The sequence below is a fragment of the Bacillota bacterium genome, from assembly GCA_012839765.1.
GTDB lineage: Bacteria > Bacillota > Limnochordia > DUMW01 > DUMW01 > DUMW01.
This window is the reverse complement of sequence record DUMW01000112.1, coordinates 1-10,787: the sequence shown is the minus strand read 5'-3', so window position 1 is coordinate 10,787 and position 10,787 is coordinate 1. Positions and strand designations below refer to the sequence as shown.

13 protein-coding genes are annotated in these 10,787 nt (G+C 54.7%); 11 read left to right on the top strand and 2 right to left on the bottom strand.

The window, feature by feature from the left end; all coding sequences use genetic code 11:
- The 4 genes from GXX57_11150 to GXX57_11135 form a co-directional block, all read left to right on the top strand.
- Positions 1-774: amidohydrolase family protein (locus GXX57_11150; GenBank protein HHV45204.1), on the top strand; the 774-nt coding region annotated here is incomplete at its 5' end.
- Positions 775-787: 13 nt separating this feature from the next.
- Positions 788-1,219 (top strand): nucleoside recognition protein, encoded by a 432-nt coding sequence (locus tag GXX57_11145; GenBank protein ID HHV45203.1) that lies wholly within the window; start codon positions 788-790, stop codon positions 1,217-1,219.
- A 14-nt stretch (positions 1,220-1,233) separates the two neighbouring features.
- Positions 1,234-1,719, top strand: coding sequence for a nucleoside recognition protein (locus GXX57_11140; GenBank protein HHV45202.1), 486 nt, complete (start codon positions 1,234-1,236; stop codon positions 1,717-1,719).
- Positions 1,720-2,292: 573 nt separating this feature from the next.
- On the top strand, positions 2,293-2,706 hold the full coding sequence (locus GXX57_11135) for a hypothetical protein (GenBank protein HHV45201.1): 414 nt from the start codon (positions 2,293-2,295) through the stop codon (positions 2,704-2,706).
- A gap of 72 nt (positions 2,707-2,778) precedes the next feature.
- Here the strand turns inward: GXX57_11135 and GXX57_11130 are convergent, their stop codons facing one another.
- Both GXX57_11130 and GXX57_11125 read right to left on the bottom strand, forming a co-directional pair.
- On the bottom strand, positions 2,779-3,729 hold the full coding sequence (locus GXX57_11130; GenBank protein HHV45200.1) for a glucosamine-6-phosphate isomerase: 951 nt from the start codon (positions 3,727-3,729) through the stop codon (positions 2,779-2,781).
- A gap of 12 nt (positions 3,730-3,741) precedes the next feature.
- Entirely contained in the window at positions 3,742-4,446 is a 705-nt protein-coding gene (locus tag GXX57_11125) for a hypothetical protein (GenBank protein HHV45199.1), read from the bottom strand.
- Between the two features lie 136 nt (positions 4,447-4,582).
- On the opposite strand from GXX57_11125, the gene GXX57_11120 reads away from it, so the two are divergent.
- The 7 genes from GXX57_11120 to GXX57_11090 form a co-directional block, all read left to right on the top strand.
- Positions 4,583-5,251: a hypothetical protein gene (locus GXX57_11120; GenBank protein HHV45198.1), complete on the top strand. Its 669-nt coding sequence runs from the start codon at positions 4,583-4,585 to the stop codon at positions 5,249-5,251.
- Positions 5,233-5,505 carry a helix-turn-helix transcriptional regulator gene (locus GXX57_11115; protein ID HHV45197.1) on the top strand — a complete coding sequence of 91 codons (273 nt, stop codon included), beginning with the start codon at positions 5,233-5,235 and terminating at the stop codon, positions 5,503-5,505. The genes GXX57_11120 and GXX57_11115 overlap by 19 nt, the downstream gene beginning before the upstream one ends.
- Positions 5,506-5,846: 341 nt before the next feature.
- Complete coding sequence (locus GXX57_11110) at positions 5,847-7,163, top strand: L-alanine-DL-glutamate epimerase (protein ID HHV45196.1); 1,317 nt, start codon at positions 5,847-5,849, stop codon at positions 7,161-7,163.
- A gap of 63 nt (positions 7,164-7,226) precedes the next feature.
- Positions 7,227-8,225, top strand: coding sequence for a Gfo/Idh/MocA family oxidoreductase (locus GXX57_11105; GenBank protein ID HHV45195.1), 999 nt, complete (start codon positions 7,227-7,229; stop codon positions 8,223-8,225).
- Between the two features lie 17 nt (positions 8,226-8,242).
- Complete coding sequence (locus GXX57_11100) at positions 8,243-9,181, top strand: Gfo/Idh/MocA family oxidoreductase (protein ID HHV45194.1); 939 nt, start codon at positions 8,243-8,245, stop codon at positions 9,179-9,181.
- Between the two features lie 60 nt (positions 9,182-9,241).
- On the top strand, positions 9,242-10,261 hold the full coding sequence (locus tag GXX57_11095; GenBank protein ID HHV45193.1) for a Gfo/Idh/MocA family oxidoreductase: 1,020 nt from the start codon (positions 9,242-9,244) through the stop codon (positions 10,259-10,261).
- Positions 10,262-10,354: 93 nt separating this feature from the next.
- Positions 10,355-10,787 (top strand): N-acetylglucosamine-6-phosphate deacetylase (locus GXX57_11090; GenBank protein ID HHV45192.1); only part of this gene is annotated, 433 nt, incomplete at its 3' end.

Here is a 10,787-nt window from a genome sequence, read left to right as displayed (position 1 = left end):
GAGGATGGTCCCCGGGGGGCCCATCCGCGGCAGTTCGTCTCCTTCCCCGATTGGGAAGAATTCCAGCGGCTTCAGGAACTGGCCCAGGGTGCGATTCGGATTATTACCCTCGCCCCCGAATTGCCCCACGCCCTAGAGTTTATAGAGAAAGCGGTGGCAGAGGGGGTGGTGGTGGGCATTGGCCATACCAATGCCACCGCCAAGGAGGTTAAAGCGGCGGTAGCCTGCGGCGCCACCTTGTCTACCCATTTGGGTAACGGTTGTCATGCAGTTTTGCCTCGCCACGCCGATTACATTTACGAGCAATTGGGAAACGACGGCTTGATGGCTAGTTTCATCGCCGATGGCAAGCACCTGCCGGCCAATGTACTCAAGTCCTTCATCCGGGCCAAAGGCGTGCAGCGTTCGATCCTCATCAGCGATGCTGTTTCTCTCACAGGGCTTCCCGACGGGGCCTATACCCTATGGGGGCAGCAGGTGGAGGTGCTAAGAGACAAGGTGGTGCTGGCGGGCACCGAGTACCTCGCCGGTGCGGTAAGCTTGTTGCCGGTAGGTGTTTTCAACGCGGTTAAGTTAGCAGGCTGCCTTCTTGAGGAGGCCATCGACATGGCTTCCCTTAACCCCCTGCGTTTGCTGGGGCAGAAGCAGCGGGGACTGCAGGTGGGTGCCCCTGCGAACCTGATTGTCTTCCAAATGAATGATCAGGATCTGGCTATAAAGTACGTATACTGTCAGGGGAGTCGGATGGACTGTTCACTGGAGATCGGTGCGTAAAGGTGGAGTAAGGATGGAAAAGAGGTGCTTAGGCTGGGGGCCCCTCCAGCTGGGACTGCGGCATGGTCTGGAGACCATATGGGAATTAAGCAAAGTGGTTTTGCCGGTCTATGTGGTGCTTACCCTTCTTGAAGCAAGCTTGGTCCTGGAATGGTTCAGCGCACGCTGTGAGCCACTGATGAACTTCTTTCGTCTGTCTGGTTCCTGCGCGTTGGTACTCCTTTTGGGCTACTGTCTTGACTATTACGCGGCCATCGGGGCCATGGCTTCCTTAGGATTGACCCTGCGGGAGATTACGATTCTTGCGGTGATGCTTTCCATCGGCCATTCCTTGATCATGGAGACCGCAGTGGCAAAAAGGATGGGCATGTCCTTGGTGAGGGCAGGCCTCATTCGGCTTGGGGCGTCCCTTTTTGCCGGCTTCTTAGTAAGCAGATTGATCTGAAAGGATAGAGGTCAATGGCTTTGATTCTCAAAGGGTTAACCAGTGTCCTCCTATTGGTGGGGCGTATCTCTCTGGTGATTATTCCCCTGTTTATCCTTCTCCAATATGCCTCAGAAAGCCGCCTGCTGGATGGCCTAAGCCGGTGGCTCCATCCTTTGGCCCGGTTCTTACGGATCTCCCCACGCAGCACAGTACCCCTCCTTGTGGGCCTCGTCTTTGGCCTCTTTTATGGTTCGGGGGTGATCATCCACGAGGCCAAATCCGGGGAGATCACGAAGAAGGATATGCAGGTGGTCGTTCTGTTTTTGTTGTTGTGCCATTCCATGTTTGAAGATACCCTGGTCTTCGTGGCCGTTGGGGTAAATGGCCTTTTGATCCTTGGCATCCGTTTTGCCATGGCGATATTGGCTACCTGGATGGTCAGTCGTTTTTCCAGTGGAGTAGGTCTCGAGGAAGAAGAACCCCGAAGACGGCTGGAGAGAGGTGCCGGTGAATTGTAGAATCGATCCGTTGGGAGTGAAGACCTATCTGATCCGGGCCCTCACGGGAGCGGCCGCCGCAAAGGACGCGGCCGTGTACGTGCGCCCGGCATGGGTACTATCTATAGGGTAAGAGTTCCGAAGGGCGAAGGTAGCAGTAGCCGTAGCTTAACACAAGGGTGCCTACCGCGAGATTGGATCCGAAGGAAGTGGACAGCAAACCTCCGGCCCGACGAACAGGAACCACATAGGAGGCTAGCGGCAGTTGGATGAGCTTGCGAGACAAAGCGAAGTCCTTGCTACCGAAGGCTGCCGAGAGTGTATGTGGCGGGTGGATGGAGGGAAAGACAGTACTCTTACCCGGGGAGGTCTGCCGGGAACGTCGGCAATGCCGACAACCCAGGTCGGAAGACGTGGCTGAGCCGGCAGAAGTCAGCAGAGGCCGTAGTAGCTGGTGAAGACGTATCACCGGTGAAAGGCCGAACACTGAGTGAGGGATTGACTTGGTGCGTTCGAGAGATATGCGAAGACAGCAGAAAACCCCAGACGAGGCCTACCTCAGGGAGGAAGCGGTGAATCCGCAGAGGGCCGAGCATGTCTCCGGCACAACCCATGAACACATCCCACGAAGATGATGGCGACGTCTTGATGGAGAAGGTAGTAGAAAAGGGAAACATGTATCGTACCCTGCGACGAGTGAAGAAGAACAAAGGTGCTCCAGAAATTGACAACGTTACGGTAATGGAATTACGTGACGTTCTTCAGGAACACTGGCCTAGAATCAGGGAAGAACTCCCTACGGGTACCTACCAGGCCCAACCGGTACGAAAGGTCGAAATCCCGAAACCCAACGGCGGAACACGGCTTGTACACAAACTGGCCAATACCCGGAATGGATACTGGCGCGTGTTTCAGATGCTAAGTACAGCCCTGGGCAATCGGTATTGGAGCAGTCGAGGGCTGATGAGCCTCACCGAACGTTACCGTCAAATTCGTCAAGCTTGGTGAACCGCCGTATACCGAACGGTACGTACGGTGGTGTGAGAGGACGGGGGCTAACCGCCCCCTCCTATTCGATACCTAATTGCAGTCGGGGGTAAGGGGACCGGCCAGTTCCCGCAAGTAGAAGAGCTTGCCGGGCAAGGTTGGCATGTAGGTCGAAGGAAGCCAAATATCGGGTCCATATCGTAAGGTGATCCACAGGCTCATGCCCTGCCACTGCATGCCTCGGGACAAGGCCCCATCACAGCCGCCGACGATCTCATCGGCCTGCAGGAAGACCCCTGGGCCAATGGTGTTGGCAAAACAAGGCACAAGGGTTGTACGGCTTTTGAAGCTGGTGATGGCATTTTGCTCAATGGTGAGGGGGTGGAGTTTTGCCCCTAGACGATGAGTTTGCGCTTTCCATTCCTCTTCACTTGTGAAATCCGCAGCGAAATGGGGCTCCCAGAAGGCGATGTGACAAACCCGACCAACGCCGAACACTAGGACAATTTTTGCGTTCTCTGCTTTAAGCTGGGCGATCCGCTCCGGATACTGGGGCAGTTGCTCCTTGGTGGCAAAGAAGCGTTGATTTTCGGGAATCGTAAGGGAGCCTAAAGGACCATAGAAGGCCTGCTCCATGGCGTTTGTAAAGGACCCGGGATTTTCCGAATGGAGCGTGTTTCCCTGTGCGTCGCTCCACTCATCCATGTTGAACCCGTAAACGTGATCGCAGGGTACGTTCCATTCCCGGAGGAAATAGGTGACCCAACGGTACATGCCCATGGGTCCCACGGGCAGGATCAGTACCAGTTTGCGGCCCGCTTCGCGGCTGTCCCTTATGTGCCGGGCGATCTCATGGCCCATATAAACGTTGAAATCGGCCACATTGTCACAGGGGAAAGGTGTAAAGTCCGGGTGCCAGAAAGGCTGCCGATCCGAGATGCTCTCTGGGGGATGGGCACAACAGCGGTCAATCTTGGCCAGGTCCCAGCCGGCGGGGTAAAACTCCTCCAACAGGGAATTTTCCAGGGTGCTGATTAAGTCCACTTCGATCCCTCCTTAAGGTAGTAAGCGTTTGGTGGTCAGTCGGGGCCAGGTATGGCACTGGGCGAAGGCTTCCGCGTATGGGACTCCGCACTGCAGGCCGCGGAATCGGGCGCAAGTCCGGACGAACTCGAGAAAATCGATCTGATCGTGGGCCTGCATCCACTTGATCTGGCTTTCATGGGCAGCTAACATCTCCAACTTCAGCTCGATAGTGTCGGTGATATCCACATACTCGGTGGGCTGAAAGTTAATCCCGGCAAGAGTATCCATATAGTAGATGGGTGTGAGAGGAGCTACCTCTTGGGACTCGGTTCGGTAATGATGCACGCTGGCGGCAAAGGACGCGTCGAAGACTATTCGGCTTACGGCCACATGATCAGGCATATAATCCCTAGGACTATGCGTGATAATTACATCAGGTTGTGTTGTTCTGATGACATCTACGATCTTGTCCCGTTGTTGTTTTTGTCCTGCGTAAACCAAGAGATCACCGACGTCGCAGGTGATTACCTCAGCTCCGATCAGCGCCCCTGCCATTTGGGCTTCCTGCCTTCTGATTTCCCTAAGTTCCTGCGGCGGGATTACAGTGTGGCCCAGGTTGCCGTTGGCCACATGGCAAATGATCACTTCATGACCTAAGCTCTTATACCGAGCTAGAGTTCCCGCACAGGCCAGTTCCACATCGTCGGGATGACTACTAATGGCAAGCACACGCATCGTTACCACTCCCTTTTTTACCTGTATAATAGGGGAAATATACAGCACGCTCTTTAGCTCCAAGTACTATTGTTTTGTACAAAAAGACAGTACAATGGGTTATGGGCACAACTGAATGGGCAAAGGAGGTAGGCTGGTGCGCATTAGATACTGCAAGCAGCCCCTTAGGAACGTGATTTGCATTGATGCTGTGGTGTCTATCCATTATTTCGAGTTTACAAGGGACGTTCAATATGCGGGGGAGTCCCATCCCTTTTGGGAACTGGTGTATATTGATAAAGGTGAAATGGAAGTGACCGCGGGTTCTGAAGTTTTGCTTTTGAAAAAGGACGAAATGATCTTCCATAGACCCAATGAGTACCATAATATCGTCTGCAACGGGGCGATCGCCCCGAATGTGTTTATCACCTCTTTTTATACAGAAAGTCCGGCCATGAAATATTTCGAGAAGCGCATCTTACAGATTTCTTCCGAGCAAAAGCGGGCCATCTCGGACCTACTGGTAGCAGGAATGCAGGCCTTTGAGGGTCCCTTTGATGTGCCTTTTCGACCCAGAATGTGTAAGAATAGAGAGGCTCCCTTTGGAGCTGAGCAGAGATACAAGAATCTGCTGGAACTATTTCTTATTGACCTGATCCGGAGGAACTTCTACACCGAAAAGACTACGCGAGTCCTCAAACCTGCCGCGCAAAGTCAAGCCCATGGCACGGTTCCCGAAGTGGTGCAGTTTCTTGAGACCAATCTGCATCGCGCGTATACCATTCGGGACTCAGCAGGCGGTTCAATTTGGCGGAGAGCACCCTAAAGCAGGCCTTCCGTGAATATACGGGAAAGCCCATCATTCAGTATCATAATGAGAAACGCATCGAGGAGGCCAAACGTCTAATCCGGGAGGAGAAGCATACCATTACCGCCATAGCGGAAAAACTAGGGTTTAGCTCGGTTCACTATTTTTCCAGATGTTTCAAGAAATGTACAGGCTTGTCGCCTACCGCATACTTGTCCAGTCTTCGGGCTAAATTGGATACCCTCTCACAGCAGAAGCATGGCAACGGGTAGTTGACCAAGAACTTGGGAATCAGATTCCTGTTGGCTCTTCTAGGCGGCAATTGGTATACTACTGGTCCCGCAACACTGCTATCGGTAGCAGAAGAGTGGGAATGGCGCGCGTTCCCTTTGGGTACGGTGGTAAGACTTGGACTGCCATCGGCTTTGGACAGCGCCCGGGCAAGCCGTTGGTTGGTTCTAAGCGCGAGCGACAGCTAGCTGTTGTCCGCCTAGGATACGGGTGGGGTCCTTTTAGGACGCGGAGATAAAAAACTTTCTTGACCAAGAAGGAACTTCCGGGGCTTTGTAGAAGTACATTATTAATTGCTTTAATGAACATTACCAAAACCCGAATGGAAGGTGGTGACAGCATGCTTACGGTTAGTCGAATTGGTCTCAACTTCGAAAGAGAGGCCTTGTCCACCCCCTTCGGGTTCAAAGGAAACTATCTTACAGAGCTTTGGCAGGTGGTGGCGTTATTGGAAAGCGACCACGCCGCTGGAGTTGGGCTGGGGGTGCAAAGTGTGCTTTGGTCCGACGCGCAGACTTTTGCCCGCTATCCCGAGGCGGTGGGCAATGGGATGATGTTTCTGATGACCGCCTATGCCCTGGAACTGGCTAAGGGAAGAACCTTCACCACACCGCTGGAGCTTCTGGAGGAGCTTCTGCCAAAGACCCACGCCTGGGGCTGTCAGCTTACGGGAAACCCTAATCTGCCGGTGACCTTTGCCCTAAACGCCCTTGTTCCAGTGGATGATGCCGCCTGGCTCCTTTATGCCCAGGAAAAGGGGATTAGCACCTTTTCGGACCTGATCCCTGAAGACGTAAGGTCCGCCCTCGGGGCCCGGCATACCTCCCTGGCCTGTATCCCGCTTGTTACCTACGGCATGGACCTGGAGGAAGTCCGCAGACTAGTGCAGGAAGGCCACTTTTTCCTAAAGATCAAGATCGGGTCTGACCCGGCCAAGGACGGGGATCCCCAGAAGATGCTGGAGTGGGATCAGCAACGTCTTTTGGCCATCCACCAGGCGGTGAAGGACTATGAGACCCCTTATACCGACTGTGGTTATCCCGTGTATTACCTAGACGCTAACGGTCGCTATGATAGCAAGGAACGGGTGTGGCAGCTTCTGGACTTTGCGGCGGAGATCGGTGCCTTGGACCGGATCGTGCTCTTTGAAGAGCCCTTCCCCGCGGCCTACAAAGTGGATGTGGCCGATCTGCCCGTTACCATGGCGGTTGATGAAAGCGCCCATTCGGTCCAAGACGTGGCCGAGAGGATCCAGCTGGGTTACCGGGCCATTGCCCTCAAACCCATTGCCAAGACCCTTAGCATGAGCTTTAAGATGATCGAGATGGCATACCGGCACGGTGTCTACTGTTTTTGCGCCGACCTTACGGTAAATCCTCTACTGGTAGATTGGAACAAAAATGTTGCTGCCCGACTCGCCCCCCTGCCCGGGGTGAAGATCGGTGTGCTGGAAGCAAACGGCCCGTGGAATTACCGGGACTGGGAAAGACTAAAAAGCTACCATCCCTGCGATGGCGCTTCGTGGCTTGTACCCCGGCAGGGACTGTTTTCCCTGGACGAGGGATTCTATGAACAAAGCGGTGGCATCTTTCAGCCAAGCCCCCACTATTGGGGCTTGGTCGGGCAACAAGTTGAATAGTAGCGTAGACGAAAAAAGACTTAGGTTTTACTGAATCAGGCAATACTTGGGGGGAATAGAGAAATGGTGAAAGTAGGTTTGATTGGTTGTGGTTCCTTCGCAATGGGGATGCATGTACCGAATCTTATGAAGAATCCAAAGTACAAGATCCAGGCCACAATGGATCTCAATGAGGAGGTCGCACGAAAGGCTCAGGAGAAGACGGGAGCGGCGTATTTCACCACTGACGTTAATCGTTTGTTGCAGGATCCCGAGATCGATGCGGTGTTCATCACTACCCGCCACGATTCCCACGCAAGCCTGTCGGTGCAAACCGCGGAGGCAGGAAAACATGTCTTCTGCGAAAAGCCGATGGGGCTCAACCGGGAAGAATGCCGACGGGTGGCCGAGGCCGTGAAGGCAAATGGGGTGAAGTATACTATTGGGTATAACCGCGGGATGGCGCCCCTGGTGACTAATGCCCGGGAGCTTCTGCGGGAAGTATCCGGTAAGAAGCTGATCTACCACCGCCTCCAGGCGCCCTTCCCCGCCCAACATTGGACCCATGATCCCTTGGTCGGGGGTGGGCGGTTCATTGGAGAGGGCTGCCATATCTTTGACCTGCTTTGTGAGCTGGTGGAAGCACCACCGGTCTCGGTCTATGCCGCCGGTGGTACTTTTCTTGATCCTGAAAAGGTGAGTATCCCTGACAGTGGCATTGTTACCATTACCTTTGCCGACGGCTCGGTGGGTACTACCTTAATCTCCAGTGCCGGTTGTCCTGACTTTCCTAAGGAAGCCACGGAGATCTACTGCGACCATCGGGCCATCTACATCGTGGATTTTTGCCGGATGGAGTACTACGGTTTCCGGGGGCAGAAAAAGGTCAGTATGGAGTTTGCCGCGGTGGACAAAGGGCAAGCGGTGGAGATCGACCTGTTTGCCGATGCCATCCTAAAGGACACCGCACCACCCAATGACCTTATGAAGGCGGCACGGGCTGCGGTGATCAGCTTCAAGGTCAACGAGTCCATCGCGACCGGTGCTCCGGTAAGCATTGAAGAAGAGGAATACTGTTTTTGAGAGGAGAGCTCTGACCGATGATTCGAATTGGTTGTGTTAATATCGATGTCTCGCACCCCTTGGCTTTCTCCAGGTATCTGCAGAAAGGCAACCGGGCCCGCTATGTCGCTGTGTATAACGATGGCTTTCGCGGCGATGATGAGGTAGAGGCCTTCATCAAGAACCATGGCCTGGAGAAACGTTGCGATACCTTAGAGGAACTGGCGGAATATGTGGATATTGGCTTTATCCAAGGATGTAACTGGGATAAACACGTGGAACATGCAAGGCCCTTTATTGAGCGGGGTAAGCCTGTGTTTATCGACAAGCCGATCGTGGGAAACCTGAAAGACCTGTTGACCCTAGAGGAGTGGGCAAAATCGGGGGCCGTGGTTCTCGGGGGCTCCTCGGTGCGTTATGCCGAAGAGATCGTCGGTTTGGTGCAGACCCCGGAAGCAGAACGGGGTCGGATCCTCAATGTCTTTGGTACTGCAGGGCTTGATGAGTTTAACTATGGAGTACACATCGTCGAAGGCATCGGCGCTATCCTGGGTACTGGGGCGGTGAGCACCCAGTATGTAGGGAGCGGTCAGACCGAGGACCAGATCTGCGAGACCTACTATATACGTTTCCAGAACGGGACCACCGCCATCTATAACCTTTGGCGCGGGATCTGGCAACCTTTTGTCCTGGTGGCCATGACGACGAAGACTACGTACCATCTACAGGTGGACACCAGCAAAATCTACGGTCAACTTTTGGATCGCATCTGTGATTTCCTCGAAACGGGGAAGAGTACTTTAGCTTCCTGGGAAGCTCTGAAAGAATCGATCCTGATTATGCTGGCCGGGCGGATCTCCAGAGAACAGGGGGGCAAAGTAGTGCGCTTGGATGAGGTTCCCCTAGACGATCCCGGCTATGATGGTTATGCCTTTGAGGAAGAATACGCGGCCGGGGCAAAGAAGATGTATCTGTAAGGAGAAGCCCAGTAATGGATGGGTCCCAATCTCCTGGAACAATGAATGAGGTGTTGTCCGATGAAAAGACTAGGCTTTGGTATCGTCGGCTGTGGTGTGGCGGCCCAGTGGCATCAGGCCGCGTTAGCCAAGATTCCAGACGCAAGGTTAGTCGGTGTTTGCGACGAAGAGAGGGAGCGGGCGGAGACCTTCGGACGGGCAGCGGGTGTCCCCTGGACCAGCGATTTTGAAGAGTTCCTGCGTTTTCCGGAACTTGATGTGGTGTGTGTCTGTACACCAAGCGGTACCCATTATCCCCTGGCCCGGCGTGCCTTGGAGTCCGGTGCCCATGTGGTTGTGGAAAAACCCCTGGCTTTGACGGTGGCCGATGCGGATCACCTGATTACCCTGGCCGAAAAGCAGGGTCGGATCATCTCTACCATCAGTCAACTGCGGTTTTCCGATGCGGCCCAAAGGGCGAAGGTGCTTCTGGATGGGGGAAGCCTCGGTCGAATCCTGATGGCCGATCTGTATATGAAGTTTTACCGCAGTCCCGCGTACTACCGCACTGGGGGCTGGCGAGGCACCTGGCAGTTCGATGGAGGCGGTGCCCTAATGAACCAGGGTATCCATGGGGTGGATCTTTTGCTGTGGCTTGTGGGATCCGTCACCCAGGTGGTGGGCAGGACTTATACCCTCTTCCATGAGATTGAAGTGGAGGACGTGGCTTACGGCCTGTTGGAGTTCGCCAACGGTGCGGTAGGGGTTCTCCAGGCCACCACCTGCTGCAACCCCGGGATGCCACGGAGAATCGAGATCCACGGGGAAGGGGGCACTCTCATCCTAGAGGACGACCGGCTGGTAGTCAGGGACCCGGAAGGACAGGAGTCGGTGGTGGTGGCGGGCGAGGAGGCCACCGGTGTGGCCAGTGACCCGACGGCCCTTGCTGCCGAAGGACATCTTCGCCAGCTGACTGATGTGGTGTCCGCCATCCAAAGGGGAGAACAACCCTTGGTGGACGGACGGCAAGGACGGAATGCGGTGGCATTGATCACCGGTCTTTACCGGTCGGCCCAGACGGGTAAACCGGTGGCGTTTTGAAAAAAACTTTGTTAAGGATGAATCAATGTGCAAGAAGTCATTGGACGGCATTATCGAACGAAGAAGGCGATCTGTGTCACGGTCTCAAATGGCGTGATTGAATCGATCCGGGACCTTCCGGAACAGCGGACGGATCTGCCCTATATCGCGCCGGGATTGGTGGACATCCAGATCAATGGGTGTTTCGGCTGGGACTTTGGCTCCGATATCCTAAACCCAGCGGAATGGGAAGCGGTGGTCCAAAGACTCCTAGCACACGGGGTGACGGAATTCTGTCCTACGATTGTCACCGGTGATCTCCGCTGGATTGGCCGCATCCTCCAATCCATTGCCAAGGCCCGGCAGAGTTCCCGCCTCATCGCAAGGGCTCTGATCGGGGTCCACCTAGAAGGCCCCTACATTTCCCCGGAGGATGGTCCCCGGGGGGCCCATCCGCGGCAGTTCGTCTCCTTCCCCGATTGGGAAGAATTCCAGCGGCTTCAGGAACTGGCCCAGGGTGCGATTCGGATTATTACCCTCGCCCCCG